General features: G+C 41.1%; 23 protein-coding genes and 1 pseudogene. 22 read left to right on the top strand and 2 right to left on the bottom strand.

Annotated elements, in window-relative coordinates:
* Positions 1-8: 8 nt before the first annotated feature.
* From AC0L4E_RS13115 to AC0L4E_RS13010, 22 genes and pseudogenes are all read left to right on the top strand, one after another.
* Positions 9-1580: a flagellar hook-length control protein FliK gene (locus tag AC0L4E_RS13115; RefSeq protein WP_473679538.1), complete on the top strand. Its 1572-nt coding sequence runs from the start codon at positions 9-11 to the stop codon at positions 1578-1580.
* Positions 1581-1676: 96 nt separating this feature from the next.
* The gene (gene fliL / locus AC0L4E_RS13110) at positions 1677-2201 is read left to right on the top strand and encodes a flagellar basal body-associated protein FliL (RefSeq protein ID WP_473679537.1); all 525 of its coding nucleotides are present in this window, start codon (positions 1677-1679) and stop codon (positions 2199-2201) included.
* Positions 2202-2228: 27 nt separating this feature from the next.
* Complete coding sequence (fliM, locus tag AC0L4E_RS13105; RefSeq protein ID WP_220754736.1) at positions 2229-3257, top strand: flagellar motor switch protein FliM; 1029 nt, start codon at positions 2229-2231, stop codon at positions 3255-3257.
* 9 nt (positions 3258-3266) lie between these two features.
* Entirely contained in the window at positions 3267-3653 is a 387-nt protein-coding gene (fliN, locus tag AC0L4E_RS13100; RefSeq protein WP_248984009.1) for a flagellar motor switch protein FliN, read from the top strand.
* 36 nt (positions 3654-3689) lie between these two features.
* Complete coding sequence (fliO, locus tag AC0L4E_RS13095) at positions 3690-4118, top strand: flagellar biosynthetic protein FliO (protein WP_473679536.1); 429 nt, start codon at positions 3690-3692, stop codon at positions 4116-4118.
* Between the two features lie 5 nt (positions 4119-4123).
* Complete coding sequence (gene fliP, locus AC0L4E_RS13090; protein ID WP_473679535.1) at positions 4124-4870, top strand: flagellar type III secretion system pore protein FliP; 747 nt, start codon at positions 4124-4126, stop codon at positions 4868-4870.
* A 12-nt stretch (positions 4871-4882) separates the two neighbouring features.
* On the top strand, positions 4883-5152 hold the full coding sequence (gene fliQ / locus AC0L4E_RS13085; protein ID WP_220754739.1) for a flagellar biosynthesis protein FliQ: 270 nt from the start codon (positions 4883-4885) through the stop codon (positions 5150-5152).
* A 3-nt stretch (positions 5153-5155) separates the two neighbouring features.
* Positions 5156-5962 (top strand): flagellar biosynthetic protein FliR, encoded by an 807-nt coding sequence (gene fliR, locus AC0L4E_RS13080; protein WP_473679534.1) that lies wholly within the window; start codon positions 5156-5158, stop codon positions 5960-5962.
* 7 nt (positions 5963-5969) lie between these two features.
* Positions 5970-7100: a flagellar biosynthesis protein FlhB gene (gene flhB, locus AC0L4E_RS13075; protein ID WP_473679533.1), complete on the top strand. Its 1131-nt coding sequence runs from the start codon at positions 5970-5972 to the stop codon at positions 7098-7100.
* A 116-nt stretch (positions 7101-7216) separates the two neighbouring features.
* Positions 7217-9316, top strand: coding sequence for a flagellar biosynthesis protein FlhA (gene flhA, locus AC0L4E_RS13070; protein ID WP_473679532.1), 2100 nt, complete (start codon positions 7217-7219; stop codon positions 9314-9316).
* Between the two features lie 30 nt (positions 9317-9346).
* Entirely contained in the window at positions 9347-10732 is a 1386-nt protein-coding gene (gene flhF, locus AC0L4E_RS13065; RefSeq protein WP_473679531.1) for a flagellar biosynthesis protein FlhF, read from the top strand.
* 4 nt (positions 10733-10736) lie between these two features.
* Entirely contained in the window at positions 10737-11618 is an 882-nt protein-coding gene (locus AC0L4E_RS13060) for a MinD/ParA family protein (RefSeq protein ID WP_259651356.1), read from the top strand.
* Complete coding sequence (locus AC0L4E_RS13055) at positions 11611-12330, top strand: RNA polymerase sigma factor FliA (protein ID WP_220754744.1); 720 nt, start codon at positions 11611-11613, stop codon at positions 12328-12330. Before AC0L4E_RS13060 ends, AC0L4E_RS13055 begins: the two co-directional genes overlap by 8 nt.
* Before the next feature lie 44 nt (positions 12331-12374).
* Entirely contained in the window at positions 12375-12758 is a 384-nt protein-coding gene (cheY, locus tag AC0L4E_RS13050) for a chemotaxis response regulator CheY (RefSeq protein ID WP_080916243.1), read from the top strand.
* Between the two features lie 14 nt (positions 12759-12772).
* On the top strand, positions 12773-13510 hold the full coding sequence (locus tag AC0L4E_RS13045) for a protein phosphatase CheZ (protein WP_473679530.1): 738 nt from the start codon (positions 12773-12775) through the stop codon (positions 13508-13510).
* Between the two features lie 16 nt (positions 13511-13526).
* Positions 13527-15782, top strand: a complete 2256-nt coding sequence (locus AC0L4E_RS13040) for a chemotaxis protein CheA (RefSeq protein ID WP_473679529.1) — start codon at positions 13527-13529, stop codon at positions 15780-15782.
* A gap of 24 nt (positions 15783-15806) precedes the next feature.
* On the top strand, positions 15807-16952 hold the full coding sequence (locus AC0L4E_RS13035) for a protein-glutamate methylesterase/protein-glutamine glutaminase (protein ID WP_473679528.1): 1146 nt from the start codon (positions 15807-15809) through the stop codon (positions 16950-16952).
* Between the two features lie 13 nt (positions 16953-16965).
* Positions 16966-17408: pseudogene (locus AC0L4E_RS13030) on the top strand (membrane anchored protein in chemotaxis locus).
* Between the two features lie 30 nt (positions 17409-17438).
* Entirely contained in the window at positions 17439-18230 is a 792-nt protein-coding gene (locus AC0L4E_RS13025) for a ParA family protein (RefSeq protein ID WP_473679527.1), read from the top strand.
* Positions 18214-19455, top strand: coding sequence for a chemotaxis protein CheW (locus AC0L4E_RS13020; protein WP_473679526.1), 1242 nt, complete (start codon positions 18214-18216; stop codon positions 19453-19455). The genes AC0L4E_RS13025 and AC0L4E_RS13020 overlap by 17 nt, the downstream gene beginning before the upstream one ends.
* An 8-nt stretch (positions 19456-19463) precedes the next feature.
* A complete protein-coding gene (locus AC0L4E_RS13015; RefSeq protein WP_102529032.1) occupies positions 19464-19958 on the top strand; it encodes a chemotaxis protein CheW in 495 nt (164 codons plus the stop codon).
* 99 nt (positions 19959-20057) lie between these two features.
* Entirely contained in the window at positions 20058-20456 is a 399-nt protein-coding gene (locus AC0L4E_RS13010) for a DUF2802 domain-containing protein (RefSeq protein WP_473679525.1), read from the top strand.
* A gap of 9 nt (positions 20457-20465) precedes the next feature.
* On the opposite strand, the gene AC0L4E_RS13005 is transcribed toward AC0L4E_RS13010, so the two are convergent.
* On the bottom strand, positions 20466-20765 hold the full coding sequence (locus AC0L4E_RS13005; protein ID WP_473679524.1) for an EscU/YscU/HrcU family type III secretion system export apparatus switch protein: 300 nt from the start codon (positions 20763-20765) through the stop codon (positions 20466-20468).
* 26 nt (positions 20766-20791) lie between these two features.
* A complete protein-coding gene (locus AC0L4E_RS13000) occupies positions 20792-22846 on the bottom strand; it encodes a hypothetical protein (protein ID WP_473679523.1) in 2055 nt (684 codons plus the stop codon).

The following is a 22846-nucleotide window of genomic DNA, read 5'->3' as shown; positions in this document are numbered from 1 at the left end:
AGTGCGTTATGCAACAAATGAGCAGTATTTTACTTGGAAATAGCGGTAAAGCAGCCAATGCACAAGTTGCAGGCTCTGCGCAAGGAACGTCGCAAGGTACTGAAAACAATTCATTTTTATCAGCATTTAATCAAGCTGCACAAGTAGATATTGATAAAACGAAGCTAACAAAAAATGCTGACGTTTCAGCAGAAAATAATAAAGAAACGCTATCAAAAGAAGGCGACGTTGAGTTAATTTTTGCTCAAATAGGTTTAGCTGAAAACTTTGAATCAACATCTGATACTGAGGCTGGTGGCAAAGGTTTGCCGTCGGAGTCAGCACTTTCCTTACAGTTGCAGTCTCAAGAAGAACTTTCTCAAACAGGTAGCGAATTAGCATTAGTCGATGTAACGCAGCATTCAATAGATAAAGATTTGTTGAATAGTGATATACCTGTTGATGCTATTGGTCAAGATAGTGAGCTTGTAACCGCATCATTTTTAAATGGATTATCGACTGAACAATTAGATGCTTTGAGTCAGTTTTCGTCTATGAGTGAACAAGAGCTTGCAGGGTTGAGTCCTTCCGAATTGAACAAATTAATTATGAGCTTTAATCAGCAGACAGATTCAGCAAGTGCTCAGGTTTTACCTTTAATACCAGATGTAAAACCTAATGCTCAAACAGCTACAACCTCAATAAATGAAAGTGATAATGCTGCTGAAGCTAAAAAAGTGGATACAGCCACTCAATCTGCAATTCAATCAAACGCAGGTCAATCTAGTGCTGCTAACGTAAACACTACTCAAGCATTAACAAGTGCTCAATTAGCGAGTGCTGAGAAGGTTATTGCTGAAGAAAAAGCGATTTCTAATGCAAATAAATTGGATGCTAAGAATGCCGAAAAAGATACTAACTCAATTAATCTTAGTAAGGCTGAGTTAAGTGTTTCGTTAGATAAACCTACATCGAAAGTGGCTTTTAATAATGCTTTAGCGAATGCGGCAAGTAATGCCACTAATCATGGGTTAGCAACTGAGCTTGGAAAGGAAAGTGATGCAATAGATTCAAAATCACTTCAACACCAGACATTACAAAACCAAAGTAGTTTGACTCCGCAACACAAGAGTGATGTTCCTCAATTTCAACTTTCATTACGCCAAGGCGTTGAGTCCGCAGTACAAATGCAAGATATGATTCAAAAGTTTGCCCCAGTCATGAAGCAACAATTGATCACTATGGTCGGGCAAGGTGTTCAACACGCTGAAATACGTCTTGATCCTGCAGAGTTGGGGCATATGGTAGTGAAGGTTCAAGTAAATGGTGAACAAACACAAGTGCAATTCCAAGTTGCTCAGTCGCAAACAAAAGACTTAATTGAACAAGCCATTCCCAAATTACGAGAAATGTTGGCAGAAGAAGGCTTACAACTTGCAGATAGTCAGGTTTCTCAAGATGGCGATAATCAGCAAAAGTCTGAATATGATGAACAAAACAGCACTGGTGATAACATGTTGGATGAAATATCAGCACAAGAGCTCGACATAGTGACAAAACATGCAAAGAGTAGTAACTCAGCTATAGATTATTACGCCTAAGTCGGTAATCTATAGCCAATAAGTTAAGGCAGTCAAAGCCGTGTGATAATCGTGACAAGATTGACACCAAAATGGCACACATAAATGGAATAAATGATGGCTGAAGAAGAATCTCTAGAGTTAACAACGGACAATCAACCGAAAAGTAAGAAGAAGCTCATTATATTTATTGTTATTGGCATAGTGCTAATAGCATTAATTGTTGGAGTTGCATTATTTTTCTTAGGTGGTGATGACGAGCCTACATCGTCAACTCCAGGAACTGCAGCCTCAACCGAAACCGTTGTTGATGAATCAAAGAAAGGTAGAGCCAATTATGTTGGTATGCCGAGACCTTTCCTGTTTAATTTACCTGGTGTAGACAGAGCACGTTTAGTCGAAATCAAAGTGCAGCTGATGGTGCGAGGTGATGATGGTCAAACTGCGAAAATGCATATTCCATTGATTGAAGATGCCTTATTAACGACTTTTAGTGCTGCAGATGTGCAAAAGTTAAGCACTCAGGCTGGTAAGGATGAATTGAGGCAACTGGCGCTGTTAAATGTGCAAAATACATTACAATCAGTAGCAGGCCGAAAAATAGTTGAGAAAGTGCTATTTACTGGTTTTGTGATGCAATAACACCAGTGAATAAGACAAGGTGATGATGTGAGTGATTTATTAAGCCAAGACGAAATTGATGCGCTACTTCATGGGGTCGATGATGTTGATGAAGATGACATAAACGACGGTGAAGACACGCGTGTATATGATTTCTCATCTCAAGACCGAATTGTTCGTGGGCGGATGCCAACACTGGAAATCGTGAACGAACGTTTTGCCCGTCACTTGCGTATAAGCATGTTCAATATGATGCGCCGAGCTGCAGAAGTGTCTATTAATGGCGTGCAGATGCTTAAATTCGGTGAATATGTTCACACCTTATTTGTTCCGACCAGTCTTAATATGGTGCGTTTCAGTCCACTCAAAGGTACCGCACTAATAACAATGGAAGCACGACTTGTTTTCATTTTGGTAGATAACTTCTTTGGTGGCGATGGGCGTTTTCATGCAAAAATTGAAGGTCGTGAATTTACTCCGACAGAAAGACGTATTGTTCAGTTACTACTAAAGATTATTTTTGAAGATTATAAAGATGCCTGGGCGCCAGTAATGGACGTTGAATTCGAATATTTGGATTCAGAAGTCAACCCTGCAATGGCGAACATTGTTAGCCCAACAGAAGTAGTCGTGATTAACTCTTTTCATATTGAAGTTGATGGTGGTGGCGGTGATTTTCATATCACAATGCCTTACTCGATGATTGAGCCCATCCGTGAACTGCTAGATGCTGGTGTACAAAGTGATAAGCAAGATACTGATATGCGCTGGGGACAGGCATTACGTGATGAAATTATGGATGTACAGGTCGGTATTGATGCCAATATTATTGAACACGAAGTAAAACTTCGCGATGTGATGGAGTTTAAAGCAGGCGATGTCATTCCGATTGAATTGCCTGAGCACATCATGATGCGTATTGAGGATTTACCCACTTACCGATGTAAGTTAGGTAAATCTCGAGATAATTTAGCGTTGAAAATTAGCGAGAAAATTCCTCGCCCTGAAACAGCTAAATCAGAGTTACAACTAATTACACGCAAAAGTAGCAAAGCGCGTGATATTTCAGAATTATAAGGTGACATAATGAGTGATGATACTGACGACTGGGCAGCAGCAATGGCAGAGCAAGCCCTTGAAGAGGCTAATGTTGCCGAGCAAGTTGAACTTGATGAATTAGTAGATGAGTCGGCGCCTATTTCTCAAGAAGAGGCAGATAAGCTCGATAGCATCATGGATATTCCTGTCACTATTTCAATGGAAGTAGGGCGGAGCTTTATCAGTATTCGTAATTTACTTCAGTTAAACCAAGGTTCAGTTGTTGAACTGGATAGAGTGGCGGGTGAGCCCCTTGATGTTATGGTCAATGGCACTTTGATTGCTCACGGAGAAGTGGTAGTAGTTAATGACAAGTTTGGTATTCGTTTAACCGATGTCATTAGTCAAACTGAACGAATCAAAAAACTAAAATAATCTCTATTCTCAATATAAAGCGTTAAGGATTTATCCGTGCTAAATGCAGTTAGTTTATTCGTCGTTGCTAGTGCTGCTGTCACCGACGTTGCAGCCTCAGAACCTGTTAGTTCAGAAGTTGCAATTCGTGGAGCTGAAACATCAAATATTGCTGCATTATCTAGCATGATGGGGGGGCTAATACTTGTTATAGCGATAATTTTTGTATTAGCGTATATCGTCAAAAAGCTAAATTTGGTCCAGTCAAATCAAGGTGTCATCAAGACTGTCGCCATGACACCATTAGGTCAAAAAGAGAAGTTGGTATTGGTTGAGTTAGAAGGGCAACAATATTTGCTTGGGGTGACTGCTCAACAAGTCAATCTGATTGAAAAACTTGATACCGCAGTTAATGTTGAGACGGTATCGTTTGCCAGCCGATTAAAGCAGGCAAAGCAACAAGCAAGAGATCAGGCTAAGGAATAGCAATAATGAAAAAGTGGATAGTACTCGCCTTATTTGCCGCTGTATTTTTTACACCTTTTAGTTTTGCTGAAGAAGGTATTTTAAAAGCCGTTACTGTAACAACTGGTGCTGATGGCAGCACTGAATACTCAGTTACGATGCAAATATTGCTGCTGATGACAGCAATGAGCTTTATCCCAGCAATGGTGATAATGCTGACTTCATTCACGCGGATTATTGTCGTCCTATCTATTTTACGTCAAGCCTTAGGTTTGCAGCAAACACCGTCCAATCAAGTACTCATTGGCATGAGTATGTTCATGACATTCTTTATTATGGCCCCAGTTTTTGATCAAATTTATGATCGGGCAGTGGAGCCATACATCAATGAGTCACTGACAATGCAACAGGCCTATGAAGTGGGTAAAGAACCTCTTCGTGCGTTTATGCTGTCTCAAGTGAGAACCACTGATTTAGAAACCTTTATAGAGATTTCTGGCTACACTAATATCACCTCGCCTGAGGAAACGCCAATGAGTGTATTGGTTCCGGCATTCATTACCAGTGAGCTAAAAACTGCTTTCCAGATAGGCTTTATGCTGTTTGTACCATTCTTAGTACTAGATTTGGTGGTGGCCAGTATTTTAATGGCCATGGGGATGATGATGCTATCGCCAATGATTGTGTCGCTGCCATTTAAAATCATGCTATTTGTTCTAGTAGATGGTTGGGGATTAGTCATGGGCACGCTCGCAAACAGTTTCGGCACCTAGGGAGCGTTACTGATGTCACCTGAGTCACTGATTGATATTTTTCGTGAAGCCTTGTCTGTTATTGTATTGATTGTAGCGGCAATTATTTTACCAGGTCTATTTGTTGGCTTAATTGTGGCAGTATTTCAAGCTGCGACCTCGATTAACGAACAAACCTTGAGTTTCCTTCCAAGACTATTAACGACACTATTTTCATTAATGTTTTTAGGCCATTGGTTGGTGCAAACCATGATGGACTTTTTCTATAACATGGTGGATATGATCCCGATGGTGATAGGTTAACTGGTGGAAATCTTATTTGAAGAAATCAGCCGCACAATAGCAGCCTATGTGTGGCCATTATTTAGAATATCTTCCATGTTAATGGTGATGGCGGTTTTTGGCGCCAATACCACACCCGCCAGAATTCGTTTGTTTTTATCAGTTGCTATCACAGTAGCCATAGCTCCTGTTTTGCCTGCTCCAGTCGATCCAATAGAACTATTCTCATTAGGCGCAGTGTTTATTTCAGCTCAGCAAATTTTAATCGGTACAGCGATGGGGTTTGTTACCATTTTGGTGATGCAGACTTTTGTGCTTACTGGGCAAATTATTGGTATGCAAACCAGTTTAGGTTTTGCATCTATGGTTGACCCAGGTTCTGGGCAACAAACGCCAGTAGTGGGTAACTTCTTTTTACTTCTTGCAACACTTATTTTTTTGGCTGTCGACGGACATTTATTAATGTTCAAAATGCTGGTGGCAAGCTTTGATACCATTCCAATTTCAAATCAAGGTTTCAGTATTGCTAACTATCGTAAGTTAGCGGAATTTGGTGGTTATATGTTTGGTGCAGCGTTAACCATGTCAATTTCGGCAATCGTTGCGTTACTGCTTATCAACTTATCATTTGGTGTGATGACCCGTGCATCGCCACAATTGAATATTTTTGCCATTGGTTTTCCTATCACTATGGTGACGGGGCTACTTATTCTATGGCTAACCTTAGGACCCATCATGGCTCATTTCGATGAGGTTTGGCTGCAAGGCCAATTATTGATGTGTGATATTTTGCAACTGACCTGTCAAATTGACGGTTCGATAACTCAGTAGGTTACTGATGGCAGAAGATACAGGTCAAGAACGCACAGAGGACCCCACCGCCAAGCGACTGCAACAGTCGCGAGATAAAGGGCAGGTGGCGCGCTCTAAAGAGTTAGGCACTGCGGCTGTGCTGTTAGCATCTGCAGTTGGGTTTGCTATTGTCGGTCCCAACCTTGCTCGTAGTTTACATAGCGTGATGACCCAAATGTTGACTATGGAGCGGGATCAAATATTCGATACCAACTCAATGTTTCTTGTATGGGGCGTGATAGGTAATGAACTTGCGTTTCCGCTTATCAGCTTTATCGCTTTACTCGCCTTAATTGCATTTATTGGCAATATCATTTTGGGTGGAATGACTTTCTCTGTTAAAGCTTTTATGCCTAAGGGCAGCAAAATGAATCCTGCAAAAGGGTTCAAGCGGATGTTCGGTACACAAGCTTTGATTGAACTGACTAAAGGCGTTGCCAAGTTTGCCGTTGTCGCGGTGTCAGCTTATTTTTTGTTGAGCTTTTACTTCTCCGAAATAATGACATTATCGAGTGATCACTTACCAGGTAACGTTTATCACGCACTAGAACTGCTTGTTTGGATGTTCATTTTATTGTGTTCTTCAATGCTGCTTATTGTGGTGATTGATGTGCCGTTTCAAATATGGAATCACAATAAACAGCTTAAAATGACTAAGCAAGAGGTCAAAGATGAATACAAAGACACTGAAGGTAAACCCGAAGTAAAAGGCCGCATTAGGCAGATGCAGCATGAAATGGCTAACAAGCGAATGATGTCTGAGGTGCCAAATGCTGATGTTATTGTGGTCAACCCAGAGCATTATGCGGTCGCAGTTAAATACGATGTTAGTCAGTCTGCAGCACCATTTCTAATTGCCAAGGGAGTTGATGATGTTGCTTTTAGAATTCGTGAAATAGCTAGAGAGCACGAAGTCCCTATTGTGTCAGCACCGCCTTTGGCGCGAGCAATCTACCACACAACTAAAATTGAACAACAAGTACCTGAAGGGTTATTTACAGCTGTTGCTCAAATTTTGGCTTATGTTTTTCAGTTAAAACAATATCAAAAAGGCAAAGGTAAGCGTCCAAAACCTATTCCTTTGAATCAACCTATCCCTGATGATTTAAAACACTAAATCGTTTGCAAAACCTTCAATTAAACTTGCTGTTCTTTTAATAGTATTCTTTTGGCTTGGTAATTGCATTTTGACTAGGTCGGCGTCAAGAATATTACTATAAAGGTTTCCTACTGATGGATGTAAAAGCAGCATTAGGTCAAGTTAAGCAAGTTAGGTTCAGTACTTTTAAAGGTGTTGGTACGCCATTATTAGTGCTTGCTGCTCTAGGTATGGTGGTATTACCCATGCCTGCCTTCCTGTTAGATATTCTATTTTCATTTAATATTGCATTAGCGCTAGTTGTGTTACTTGTTGCTATTTACTCTGATAGACCACTCGATTTTGCCGCATTTCCCAGCGTACTTTTAGTCGCCACCTTACTTAGGCTGGCATTGAATGTCGCTTCCACTCGAATCGTATTGTTAGAAGGTCACAACGGCGGCGATGCTGCAGGTAAGGTGATTGAAGCTTTTGGCTCTGTGGTTATTGGTGGTAACTATGCCGTTGGTTTAGTGGTTTTCCTTATTCTCATTATTATCAACTTTGCTGTTGTTACAAAAGGTGCTGGACGTATTTCTGAAGTCAGTGCTCGATTTACTCTGGATGCAATGCCAGGTAAACAAATGGCCATTGATGCTGACTTAAATGCTGGAACACTGACTCAAGATCAAGCTCGAGTTCGCCGCGCTGAAGTTACTAAAGAAGCAGACTTTTATGGTGCGATGGACGGTGCGTCAAAATTTGTAAAAGGTGATGCAATTGCAGGCATCATGATTTTGGTTATTAATATTTTAGGTGGTTTTGTCATTGGTATGGTTCAACATGGGTTAGATTTTTCTAGTGCGGTTGAAATCTATACTCTATTGACTATTGGTGATGGCCTTGTGGCACAAATACCTGGCCTATTGTTATCTATCGCTGCTGCATTGATGGTGACTCGTCAAAACGAATCTGGTGACATGGGCGGCATGATGATAAGCCAGATGTTTGTCAGCCATAAGTCGATGGCGATTGCATCAGGCGTGTTGTTTATTATGGGTATCGTGCCTGGAATGCCTCATTTTGCTTTTTTAACTTTTGCGTTTATTACCGCCTTTGCCGCCTATATGATTTACAAGCGTAATAATGACAATAAAACTGCGGCACTTGAACAAGCTGTGAAGAATCCTGCAGAAGTGAAAGATGCTGAGCCAAAAGAGTTAAGTTGGGAAGACGTGCAGCACGTTGATACCATTGGACTTGAAGTGGGTTATCGTTTAATTCCATTGGTCGACAAAGGTCAAGGTGGTGAGTTACTTGGTCGAATCAAGGGTGTTCGTAAAAAACTATCGCAAGAACTTGGTTTCTTAGTGCCTGCTGTTCATATTCGTGACAACCTTGATTTATCACCTAATTGTTACCGAATTTCATTGATGGGTGTGGTTGTTGGTGAAGCGGAAGTAAGGCACGATTGCGAGCTTGCGATTAATCCAGGGCAAGTCTATGGCAAGTTAGACGGCATCGAGACAACAGATCCTGCATTTGGTTTAGAAGCCGTTTGGATAGCCCCAGAGCAGCGAGAGCATGCGCAAACTCTAGGTTATACCGTAGTTGATACAGCAACCGTTGTAGCGACTCATATCAGCCAGCTATTGACTAACAACGCTGCCAAATTACTGGGCTATGAAGAAGTACAACAGTTAATGGATATGTTGGGTAAAAACTCACCTAAATTAATTGACGGCTTTATTCCTGACATCATGCCGCTAGGTTCAGTGGTTAAAGTGATGCAAAACCTTCTAAACGAAGGCGTTTCTATCCGTGATTTACGCACAATCGTGCAAACCCTGTTAGAATACGGTACAAAGAGTAATGATACGGAAGTATTAACTGCTGCAGTTCGTATTGCATTGAAACGAATGATTGTTCAAGAGATCTCTGGACCGGAATTAGAAATCCCTGTCATAACATTGGCACCAGAGTTGGAACAGATGTTGCACAAGTCTATGCAAGCGACAGGCGGTGAAGGGCCTAATATCGAACCAGGCCTTGCAGAACGCATGCAGAAGTCATTATTAGACGCTTCTCAGAAGCAAGAGATGGTTGGACAACCAGCCATTTTATTGACATCAGGCATGCTAAGGTCAACGCTGTCACGATTTGTTAAATATACTATCCCGAATTTACGGGTTATTTCTTACCAAGAAATACCTGATGAAAAGCAAATACGTATAGTATCTGCAGTAGGGCAATAGCGATGACTTTCTGTTTGAAAGAGGTGCGTAGTGAAAATTAAACGATTTTTTGCCAAAGACATGCGTTCAGCATTAGCTCAAGTGAAAGAAACCTTGGGTTCAGATGCCGTCATTATGTCTAATAAAAAAGTCACCGGCGGTATAGAAATCGTTGCGGCAGTTGACTACGATGAGCCTAAAGCGGATGTCGCGGTTAATTCGCCAGTTCCTGGATTTATGAATGTTAGCGATGACCAAGTATCACTTGGGCAAAATAAGCCTACGGTGAAAGCACAAACCAAGGTAAGTCCGCCTCCGGCTGCTGATTCACTGCAAGCTTTGCTTGAAAAACAACATAATCGTTTGCAAGAACAAATGTCGCAGCGAGTTGAAGAACCTGAACTACCTGATTGGGCAAAGCAATTACAAGATACTAAGACTGCTAAAGTTGAGCCTAAAATTGAACAACAGCAATTTGCTCAACCAAGAACATCGAATAAAAGTCAGTCTGCTGAAATTGAAGCAATGCGAGAAGAGATGGCGTCATTGCGTGGGTTATTAACTCATCAAGTGTCATCTTTAATGAAAGATCAGAAAAAACGCACAGACCCTGTAGGGGCTATGCTTGAAAGTAAATTGATTAATGCTGAGTTTTCTCCAGCCGTTGCAGCAAAGCTTGCTGGCTTGAGTCAACAATATACACCTGCTGATCTAGTGAGGGCTTTACCGCAAAGTTTAGCTAACCTTTTAGATAACCAAGGTGATGATATTGTTCGCACTGGTGGCGTAGTTGCATTTGTTGGCCCAACAGGGGTTGGCAAGACAACATCGCTTGCAAAATTAGCAGCAAGATTCGCAGCTCATCACGGCCCAGAGCAGGTTGCACTGATTACAACCGATCATTATCGTATTGGAGCCTATGAGCAATTGGCAACTTATGGCAAAATAATGGGATGTCCGGTTAAACAGGCTCATGATCTTGCTGAATTAGAACAAATTCTCTATCAGTTTAAGAATCGTAAGTTAGTATTAATAGATACGGCTGGTATGGGGCAGCGTGATATGCGCCTTTATCAGCAATTAGACGATTTAATGGCAAATACAAGAATACCGATTAGAAGTTATCTAGTGATGTCGGCAACCTCTCAAAGAAGAGTATTGCAAGATGCTGTAGAGCATTTTAAAAGAATTCCACTTTCTGGAGTAATTTTAACCAAACTAGATGAATCAGTTTCGATTGCTGGCGCGTTAAGTGTATTGATTCAAAATGGGTTACCATTGAGCTATATAACCGATGGCCAACGTGTTCCTGAAGATATGCAAGTTGCCGATACACTGATGCTGGCAAAACAAGCGTTAGCAGCATTAAACGACACCAAACCTCAAACGTCACATGACACTGCGTGGTCAAATGACATGGCCTACGCATTCGAGTAAAAATATGACCCGAGATCAAGCAAGTGGTTTACGTATGATGAATCAACCAAATAACGAAAAAGTGAAAGTAATTGCAGTCAGTGGTGGTAAAGGCGGCGTGGGTAAAACCAGTGTGTCAATTAACACGGCTGTGGCACTAGCTGAAAAAGGCAAACGTGTTTTAGTACTTGATGCCGATTTAGGCTTAGCGAACGTTGATGTGATGTTAGGTATTAGAGCCGAGCGCAACTTATCACATGTACTATCTGGTGAAGCTGAATTAGACGATATTATTGTTCGTGGACCTAAAGGGATTGGTATTGTGCCAGCGACTTCAGGTACTCAGGCTATGGTTGAACTGACTCAAGCTCAGCATGTCGGCCTTATTCGCGCCTTCAGCGAGATGAAAACTCAATTCGATATTTTAATCGTTGATACCGCAGCTGGTATCTCTGATATGGTCTTAAGTTTTTCACGCGCATCACAAGATGTATTGATTGTGGTTTGTGATGAACCGACATCTATAACTGATGCTTATGCCTTAATTAAAATTCTGAGCCGCGAACATGGTGTATTTCGTTTCAAAATTGTGGCTAACATGGTTAGAAGTTTGCGCGAGGGCATGGAATTATTCGCGAAACTCAGTAAAGTGACTGATAGATTTTTGGATGTTGCTTTAGAATTAGTGGCGACGGTTCCTTTCGATGAAAACTTACGTAAATCAGTACGTAAACAGAAGTTGGTTATCGAAGCATTTCCTAAGTCACCCGCGGCAATTGCATACCACGGCTTAGCAAATAAGATTATGAGCTGGCCCGTTCCGCAACAACCTGGCGGACATCTTGAATTCTTTGTTGAACGTTTAGTTCAGCGTAAAGATACACAAGAGGATTCGACGAGTGAATAAAGCCGCAGCGTATACTCAGTTTGATAATAAAACTTCAATTGTTGAACAGTATGCTCCGTTGGTAAAAAGAATTGCACATCACATGTTGGCAAGGCTGCCGGCATCAGTGCAATTAGATGACTTATTACAAGCAGGGATGATGGGGCTACTGGAAGCATCATCGAAGTTTGATGGTAGTAAAGGGGCTAAATTCGAAACCTTTGCTGGGATTCGAATTCGTGGCTCTATGATTGATGAAATTCGACGTGGAGACTGGGTTCCCCGTTCAGTTCATCGTAATCAACGCCGTGTTGCGCAGGTTATCGATGAATTAGGGCAAGAACTTGGCCGTGATGCTAAAGATACTGAAATAGCAGAAAAATTAGAGATGACTCTTGAAGAGTATCATCACATTTTGAATGATGTTTCAGTAGGTAAAATCATCGGGATAGAAGATCTTGGTGTTTCTGAGGATGTGATTGTAACTGAAGAATCAACCCATGATGAAAGCTTTGATTCTTTGGCTGAAATGCAATTTAAATCTGCATTATCTGAAGCAATTACCACATTACCCGAAAGAGATGCGTTAGTTTTGTCGCTATATTATGACGAAGCATTAAATTTAAAAGAAATCGGTGCCATTCTTGAGGTCAGCGAGTCGCGTGTTAGCCAGATATTAAGTCAGGCAATGTTGCGCCTTAAAGGCAAGCTCAAGCATTGGACACAGGTATAATTATTAATATAGAGCACAGTGTGTAAAGCTCACCGGAGGAAACCTTGGACAAGAATATGAAGATTCTTATTGTTGATGATTTTTCAACAATGAGACGTATCATCAAGAACTTGTTGCGAGACTTGGGATTTAACAATACTCAAGAAGCAGATGATGGCTCGACCGCCTTACCAATGTTACAAAAAAGCGAATTTGACTTCGTTGTAACGGATTGGAATATGCCTGGAATGCAAGGCATTGACTTGCTTAAGGCGATTCGTGCAGACGATTCACTCAAGCATTTACCAGTTTTGATGGTAACTGCAGAAGCAAAACGTGAGCAAATTATTGCAGCAGCACAAGCTGGTGTGAATGGTTACGTAGTAAAACCGTTTACCGCTGCAACTTTGAAAGAAAAACTCGATAAGATCTTTGAGCGTTTAGCATAAGCTAAGGAAAAGTTATGCAGGCAGCCACATCGGGGTTAATTGATCTTGAACAAGCCAAGCAACTCGTAAAGTTACTTGAAGAAGGGCAGCAAGAACAAGCTGATGACGTCATTCGTGACTTATCAGCCCCTCTTCAGCGTGAGTTATTTGATGAAGTCGGTAAGTTGACTCGTCAACTTCATAGTTCATTAAATGAATTCCAAATTGATACGCGATTAGCTGAACTTGCCAACAGTGAAATACCTGACGCAAAAGAAAGATTGAACTTTGTCATCGACATGACAGAGCAAGCTGCAAATAAAACCATGGATGCAGTTGAAGAATGTTTACCTTTGGCCGATACAATAATTAATAACATTCAATCGGTCACGCCAATGTGGGACAAATTGATGCGTAGAGACATCGCCTTAAGCGAATTTAAATCTCTGTGCCATGACGTTCAACACATTATGTCTCATAGCGAGCATGACTCAGGACGATTAAAGGAATTGCTCAATCAAATTTTGATGGCGCAAGATTTCCAAGATTTAACTGGGCAAATGATCCGTCGTGTTATTGATTTAGTCAGAGAAGTGGAAAGCAGTTTAGTGTCAATGCTCACTATCTTTGGCGAGAATGCAGCAGACTCCGCACGGGTCGTTGATGAAAATAAAATTGAAGCAGAAGGCCCCATCTTGAATGCCGAAACACGAGAAGACGTGGTGACAGGGCAAGATGAGGTGGATGATCTGCTATCAAGTCTGGGTTTCTAATTAGGAGTCAAATTTAATGTCTTTTGATGTTGATGAAGAGATACTCCAGGACTTTTTGATTGAAGCTGGTGAAATTTTAGAGCTTCTACAAGAGCAGCTCGTTGCTCTTGAAAATAATCCTGATGATGCTGATTTACTTAACGCTATTTTTAGAGGTTTCCACACTGTAAAAGGTGGTGCAGGTTTTTTAAGCTTGGGACCAATGGTCGATGTTTGTCATGAAGCTGAAAATACCTTTGATTTATTGAGAACCGGCAAGCGTCAAGTAAACGCAGAGTTAATGGATATCATTTTACAGGCTGTTGATGCTATCAATAGTATGTTTGAACAAACTCAGCAAGGGCAGCAGCAAGACGATGCTGATCCTACTTTACTCGAAAAGCTTAAGTTGCTGAGCTCTGGTGCTCCCCTTCCTTCTGAACTTGGCGAAGCCTCTGCAGAACCCGCAGTAGTTGAAGAGTTCATTGAAGCCATCATCGAAGAACCAGCCGTTGCTGTAGAAACTACGGTTGAAAGCACAATAGAAAGTGTCGCTGCTGATGCAGACTCCGCTGGCAGCATTGATGATATTGATGAAAGTGAATTTGAAGCCTTACTTGACGCTTTACACGGACAAGGTAAGAGTCCAACATCCACGCCAGAAGCGCCAGTCGTAGCAGCTGTTATTCCTGAAGCGACAGAGAACGCTGAAAGCGCCGCTAGCGATGAAATCACTGACGATGAATTCGAAGCACTGCTTGATGAGCTTCATGGCTCTGGTGGGTTTCAGTCAACACCCAAGGAAAATGAGCCTGCTCCTGTAGCAGAAGAGCCTAAAGTTGACGCTGATGACATCACAGATGATGAATTCGAGAAATTACTTGATGAGTTACATGGCAAAGGTTCAGCTCCTGCAGCAGTCACGCCAACGCCTGTAGCCCCTACTGCGCCAGTCAGTCCTCCTAAGACTAACAAACCAGCTGCACCTGCTAAAGCACAGTCTCCAGTAGAAGCACCCAAAGCGCCAGCAGCAAAGGCCGCTCCTGCAGCTAAAGCACCTGCTCCAGCGCCGAAAAAAGCAGAACCAGCTAAAGCGCAAAATGCCATGCCTCAAGGCGAGACAACTGTTCGTGTCGATACTTCACGATTAGACCAAATTATGAACATGGTTGGTGAACTGGTATTAGTTCGTAATCGTTTAGTCAGTTTAGGTATTTCTCGTGATGATGAAGAAATGTCTAAAGCGTTAGCCAATTTAGACTTAGTGACTGCCGATCTTCAAGGCGCAGTGATGAAAACACGAATGCAACCGATCAAAAAAGTATTTGGTCGTTTCCCACGTGTTGTAAGGGATTTAGCACGCACGCTTAATAAAGAAATTGATTTAATCATGGTGGGTGAAGATACTGACCTTGATAAAAACTTAGTCGAAGCTCTTGCCGATCCCTTGGTCCATTTAGTGAGAAACTCGGTTGACCATGGTATTGAAATGCCAATTACGCGTGAAGCAAATGGCAAACCAAGAACCGGTACTATTACCTTATCTGCAAGCCAAGAGGGCGATCATATTCTTCTTAAAATTGAAGATGATGGCGCTGGTATGGATGCAGGTAAATTAAAAGAAATCGCAATCAGTCGCGGAGTGTTAGACGAAGATTCTGCTGCTCGAATGACTGATAACGAAGCTTATAATCTAATTTTTGCTCCAGGATTTTCTACAAAAGTAGAAATATCGGATATTTCTGGACGTGGTGTTGGTATGGACGTGGTGAAAACCCGTATAACCCAACTAAACGGTACGGTTCATATCGATTCAGTTCAGGGCAAGGGAACAATCTTAGAGATTAAAGTCCCTCTCACATTAGCAATTATGCCAACTCTTATGGTTGATGTTGCTAAGCAAGTATTCGCTTTACCTCTTTCAAGCGTTAATGAAATTTTCCATCTCGATCTAACTAAAACAAATGTAGTAGATGGTCAATTAACCGTTATCGTGCGTGATAAAGCCGTACCGCTATTTTATCTAGAGCAGTGGCTGCATCGAAATAAAACTAATTTTACTCATGGCGATAAAAAACAAGGGCATGTGGTTATTGTGCAGCTTGGTACTATGCAAATTGGTTTTGTTGTTGATGCACTTATTGGTCAGGAAGAGGTAGTAATTAAACCTCTTGGTAGTATGTTGCAAGGCACGCCAGGTATGGCAGGAGCGACAATTACTTCAGATGGCGGTATCGCACTCATTTTAGATGTGCCAGGTTTATTAAAATATTACGCCAAAAGTAAGAAGTAAAAGTTCCATTATTTAAGGAATTAAATGGCTACTAAAGTTTTAGTTGTTGATGATTCAAGTTTCTTCAGACGACGGGTCAGTGAGATTGTAAATCAAGATCCTGATTTAGAAGTTGTAGGCGTTGCTGTTAACGGTCAAGAGGCCGTTGATATGGCTGCCCAATTGAAACCTCAAGTTATCACGATGGATATTGAAATGCCTGTAATGGACGGTATCACTGCCGTGCGTAAAATCATGGCTGCAAATCCAACTCCAATATTAATGTTTTCTTCGCTAACCCACGATGGTGCTCAAGCAACACTTGATGCATTGGATGCTGGCGCACTGGACTTTTTACCTAAACGCTTTGAAGATATTGCATCAAATAAAGATGATGCGATTAAGCTTTTACAACAAAGAGTAAAAGCATTAGGTCGCCGTCGGTTATATAAACCAAGAACCATCCCTTCAAGCTCCAGAGTGGTAGGCTCTAGCCTTAGTAATGCAACTACAAGCGCTAAACCTTCTTTGAGTGGTAGGTCATCGACTGCAAACTCTGCAAGTCAATTGAATAGTGCTTCTACCTCTGTGACTTCGATTAGAGCCAGCGGCAAAAAATATAAAGCTTTATTAATCGGTACGTCGACAGGCGGCCCTGTTGCATTGCAAAAAATATTGACGGCTTTTCCCGCGAACTACCCACATCCGATTCTATTAATTCAGCATATGCCTGCAGCATTTACTCCAGCATTTGCAAGCAGGCTTAATAGCTTATGTAAGATAGAGGTAAAAGAAGCACAAACTGGCGATGCATTAAAGCCAGGTTGTGCTTATCTTGCGCCAGGTGGTATGCAGCTAATGGTAGAAAAAAGTGGCAGTCTTGGTCGTTTGAAAGTGATTGCTGGTAATGCAGATATGAATTACAAGCCGAGTGTGGATATCACCTTTGCGTCTGCTTCTAAAGCATTTGGTAGCGATGTTATGGCGGTGGTATTAACCGGTATGGGGGCTGACGGCCGCGAAGGCGCCAGAATGTTGAAAACGGCTGGTGCTACCATTTGGGCTCAAGATGAAGCAAGTTGCGTCGTTTATGGTATGCCGCAAGCTGTTGCATCAGCGGGTATTTCTAGTCATTCAATTGCATTAGAAAATATGGCTGAAGCTATAATAAAAGAAACTGCTCGTGGCTAAGGTTCAGCAATCAATGTCAACGCAGCAAATGTTGCTGGTGTTTCTATTGGTTATTGCAGTGGTCTGCTTGGGTAGTTTATATTTTGATTTAGCCAAAAAAACCGAGAACTCAATGCTGAAGTTAGCGCACTAAAGTCATCACAAGTATTGTTAATGGTACCTGATGAACAAGCTGCGCAAATTGCCGATTGGTTAGCTAGATATCCTGAACAAACCAAGGCTATGGCGGCAAGAGCGGCTAAAGGCGAAGATATCACCATGGCATTTGGCCCTGGTACTGAAGTAATTAGCTCAGCAAATGTTGACGCTTCCTTAGTGGGCAATAAGACATTAAATCCTGCACTTTCAAGTCAAGCAGTCACTGAAAATGCACAAGGTGTAAAAGTTATCACGTTGCCTCATGGCGGGATCCGCGTGACAACACGAGAAACAGAATCACCTAATAACAATAAATAGTGCGATTAATACTGAGTGACGAGGCGTGATTTGAAAGTATGGACAATAGCTAATCAAAAGGGCGGAGTTGGTAAAACAACAACTGTTGCGAGTCTTGCTGGCGCGTTAGTTAAGCGTGGGCAACGGGTATTAATGATTGATACCGATCCTCATGCCTCGCTAGGTTACTATCTAGGAATTGATTCAGAGCAAGTGCCTAGTTCTTTGTACGATATTTTTCTTGCCCATAAGAACCTTACTCTAGAAACTGTTGAAAAACATATTGTTCCGACTTCGATTGATGGTTTAGATTTAATACCAGCGACAATGGCGTTAGCAACATTGGATCGCGCTTTAGGTCATCAAGAAGGGATGGGCTTGGTACTTCGAAATGTCACCTCATTACTTGAAGATAAATATGATGTCGCCATTATTGATTGTCCACCCATACTAGGTGTATTAATGGTAAATGCGCTTGCTGCAAGTGAGCACATTATTATTCCAGTACAAACAGAGTTTCTGGCCATTAAAGGTCTAGAGAGAATGGTCAAGACGATGGGGTTAATGGGACGTTCTAAAAAAACATCTTATAGCTTCACTATTTTACCGACCATGTTTGATCGCCGCACCAAAGCTTCACCTACAGCGTTAAAGTCTTTAGAAGAAACCTATCCAGATACTTTATGGCCGGATGTTATTCCTGTTGATACTAAATTCAGAGATGCCAGTTTGGCCCATGTGCCGGTTTCGCATTTTTTCCCAAGCTCTCGCGGCATGAAAGCTTACAATCAATTATTAGACTTTTTGTTAGCGAAGGAGTTTAAGCATGTCAAAATCGGTTGACGAGACTGTTTTTGATTTCTTCTCTGTTCTATTACAAGAGCCTTCTATTGATGCTCCGATTGATGATGCTCCGATTGATGATGCTCCAACTAATGATGCTCCGATTAATGAAGCATCAATGCCAGATACATTAGCGCCTGATTTAGCATCATCGAGTGAAAAGGTTAGTGAAAAATTATCTGCAGTAGATTCGGTTAGCTTAAAAAAACAACATTCTAAAATTTTCTCTAAACCAAATGTTCACAGTGAGGCGAATGACAACAGTCAGCTTACTGAGAATAAGCTTACAGGTAAGAGTGAGCAGGATGCGGTAGCCCAAACGATTAAAGTTGATCCTTCTGACCCCAAAAAAACCTTTGCTGAGCCTCAAGTCGATAAAGCTGCACTTTCAAAATTGTTGTCAGCGGTGTCAAAGCCCGCTATTAAAATAGAGCAAGAACCTGAGGTAAAGGGAGCCGTTAAGGTTGAAGAAAATATTGCCCAGGCTCAAAAAACGCAGCAACAAGTACAAGATGATATAAAATCGAAAGCTCAATTAGTTAGGCAACAACTCGGTCAAGTTATCGGTGAAGAAGCAATAAGCGAGAAAAGCGACACTTTATCTTCTACCGATAATAAAGAATCTGAAATTTCAGCCGATATAAATCAAGATAAAGTAGAAACTTATATTAGTGATACCGATGATAAAGCTGATTCAGTAGACACTCAAGCGTCAAAGGTTCAGAAGTCGGCTATACCGCCAAGCATTACGCGAAATTTACAAGATGTATTAGATGATGAATTTCAGGTTTTATTTTTTAATGTTGCGGGGTTAACCCTTGCTGTGCCATTGGTAAGTTTGGGTGGTATTGTTAAAATAGAGCATATAAATCATTTAATTGGTCGTCCAGATTGGTTTTTAGGTGTACAAACCCGTCGGGAACAGAAGGTAAATGTTGTCGACAGTTGCCGCTGGGTGATGCCAGAGAAATACACTAAAGAATTGGCAGACAGTGTTGATTATCAATATTTGGTCATGCTTGAAGACAGTGATTGGGGACTTGCATGCGAATCCCTTGTCAATGCAGTTAGAATAGACAAATCACACGTAAATTGGCGTGAAAAACCTGGTAAGCGCCCGTGGCTTGCTGGAGTAGTAAAAGAACAAATGTGTGGTATTTTGAATGTGCAAGCACTTATCGAAATGCTAGATGCAGGATTAGGTTGTCAAGATTCGATTGACTGAGGTTATTTATGACAGACTCGAGAAATGTTGCGGCAGTGGCTGCAGGTAAAGAAGACGTAGTACTACAGTGGGTGACATTTAAGTTAGATAATGAAACTTACGGTATAAATGTTATGCAAGTCCAAGAAGTCTTGCGTTATACCGAAATTGCCCCCGTACCAGGTGCACCTTTGTATGTGTTAGGTATTATTAATCTTCGTGGTAATGTTGTTACAGTCATTGATACTCGTTCACGCTTCGGATTAGATGCTGCTGAAGTGGATGACTCTTCAAGAATTGTCATCATTGAGGCTGAAAAACAAGTTATTGGCATATTGGTAGATAGCGTTGCAGAGGTTGTTTACCTTCGCCGCTCTGAAATAGATAACGCACCAAATGTAGGTACAGAAGAAAGCGCTAAGTTTATTCAAGGTGTAAGTAATCGCGACAATGAATTATTGATTTTAGTCGATTTAGATAAGTTATTATCAGATGACGAGTGGGCAGAAATTACTCAGTTGTAGTCATATTTTCTATCTAAGTTACTAGACGATGAAAGCCAGCATTATTTTTTGCTGGCTTTTGTGTTTTAATAGCTTAATTCAATTTACTAAGGAAAATAAATGTCGCAAGAATTGCTCATTGCCATCGTTGTTTATGTTGTTAGTTGTGCTGTCATTTGGATGGTCTTCAGTAAAAAGACAACAAAACTACAGAGCAAAGTCGATGCTTTAACTGTATTAGTAAAAGAAAATGATCGACAGCGTGAAACGGTTAAAAAAGAATTGCAAGAATTACGAAGTGGTACAATAGGTGTCGGTCGAAGAGTTGTTGAACTCGAACAGAAAATTGGCAAACAATCTGAGCTAATTGAAGAAGCTAGCCAACAAGACCCACAATCTAAAATGTACTCTAGAGCCCTTAAAATGGTCGGTTTAGGTGCTGGAATTGAAGAGTTAATGCAAGAGTGTGAACTGCCAAAAGCGGAAGCTGAGTTAATAATTCGGTTACATAAAAAGTAACTCTGCTATTTATGCTTTTTCGATAATTTTTTGATGAAGGTTGTTCCATTGTTCCGGAAACTTCCCATCAAGCATATAAACAAACGCAATAAGCTCTGCAATTAACGTGTAGAGCTCTTCTGGTACTTCTTCACCTAACTCTAGCAATTGTAAAAAGTTGCTTAGATGCTCATCTTGATGGATATAGACTCCAGCCTCTTTAGCTAAAGATATAATTTCTTCCGCAATCAAATCTGTGCCAGTCGCTGTGATGGTAGGGGCACTATTTCCATCGAAACTTAATGCCACTGCCTTTTTTACTTCAGTCATTTGGGTTACCTATCTGGTTTAACTGGCTATGCATTGGTTTTTACCAAATAGTGATCACCTGGTAGCAGGGTTGCAGGTACCACATCAATTTGGGTGCTGATATCTCTTGCTTGTAAGCCCGCTTGTTGAATTTTACTCGCAAGTGAATTTTGGTATTGCTCAACCTTTTCTAGCACTTTCATATCATTGCCGGTAAAGGTGAGGTCAAGGTATTCACCTTGTTTATGAGCCTTCACCAGTAATGGTCCCTGAGCTAGATTAAACTTAAGCTGCAAATGCCAAGCAGTTTTCTCACTATCTGTATCGTCTTGCGGTTCCTTTTCAAACTTACCTTCTAATTGCTCATCTCTTTGGCCAATAGAATATGGTAAAGCAAAATACCAGGTTAGGTTTTGATTAGAGTCACTACTGCTTTGCTGGTATAGACCGATACTGCTGGCAAGTTTTCCCATTGCATCAAGGCTACCAGCTTTATCTAAGGCGGCTAATAATTGTGGCGCAGTAGAATTCGAATTGAATATTTTTTGCTGCAGCTTTGCCATATAAGTTTGCAGGCGAGGGCTCATTGCTGAGCTGCTATTGTTTAACTTAAAGCCTAAAATCAGCTGAAACAGAGTGGTTATCGCACCACCAGAAAGGTTGATGTTAGATGCGGAAACTGCATGTGATAAGTTTAAGCTGGCTAGACTTTTTAATTCAGCTTTGAGTAATCCTGGGTTTGCAAGTTCAGTTAAAGGCGACGGGTCGAGTCTTGGGATTAATTTTAACAATTGAGTGGCAAGGTTTTGCTGCATATTCGAATTTGCTTGGGTGGCTTGTATTGGCATTGCACCCGCTTTAGATAAATTTTTACTCAGTACTTCAAGTGGTGATTTTAAAGCGTTATCTAACCTTGCCTGAGCAGCATGATTTTCAGGACTAAGTTTACTGACAAGTAATTTAAGCTCATTGACCTGATTAGCTGTAAGGGTGTTTGGTTTGAGTAAATTTTGAGTCAGTTGTAAATCTAATTGATTAAACTGATTTACTGTTAATTTACCGCCTTGATTTAGATGGTGAGCTAATTGTCCAACATTTTTGCTGTTTAATGGCTCACGCAACAAAGCACTCAAATTCTGTGGTAAGTCATGATTTGATGTTGTTGAAATGGGCGGCTTAACTGATGAGTTATTTGTGGAATTTGCAGTAAAAGGGAGCAGCTCTAGTTTTTTTAAAAATTGGGTTAAAACTTGTACTGGCTCTGGCTTACTGATGACGGTATTTGATGTTTGAGCTAAAGCTAAGTCTACAGGTTTATTTGACGTTGGCGTCATGCTTACATTGTCGATAAGTTGTATTGGACTTAATCTTAAAAGCAGCTGACCTGCTGACTGGGTAATTTGAGCTAAATTGTAACCAGAAGGTAGCTTGTTAAGCGGTGAAACCATCACGTTAGTGCCATTTTCAAACTGCAAACGGTTTGTATTTATTTCTACTAAAGGTAAAGGGTAGCCTTGTGGGCGAGAGGCTAGGGTAAGTAGTTGTTGCGACGAGACTCCATTTGACTTGGCTAAGTTTAGTATCTCTATTGGAAGGTTCAATTTAACTGCTTGAGAGACTAAAACAACTTGTTGGTTCAAAGGTTGCTTTGCTGGGTTTACAGTATTAACATTCATGGATTCTAGTTGCTGTAAGGTGCTTGCATTAAGCATTAATTTCGCGCCAGCTTGGATTAATCTCGTGATTTGTTCATTAGCCTTAAATTGATAATGTTTGCCATCAATCTCAATAGAGATACTATCTGACTTAACAGAACTGGCTGAAGAAATTGAAGCCTGATTAGTGACTTTAGCTGGAAGTAATACGGTGTTAGCCGCTAGAGAACTTTGTGTACCTTGATTCGTTGACTGTTTGGTACCTGAAGAGCGATCTAGAAGGTTTTTATTGGTGATGCTAGTACTATCTGAACCTGTGTTATTTGAACTAGAGCTAGCAAGCTTAGTACCTGTAATAACTCTTTCGCCATGACGGTTTTGAGCCTCAATTGTCGAAGCTCTACTAGTTTGCTTGTCCGTTGATATGGTGTGTTTTATTGATGTCAT

This window comes from Shewanella sp. GJ50-10 (genome assembly GCF_055808815.1).
This window is presented reverse-complemented; position numbering and strand designations above follow the sequence as displayed.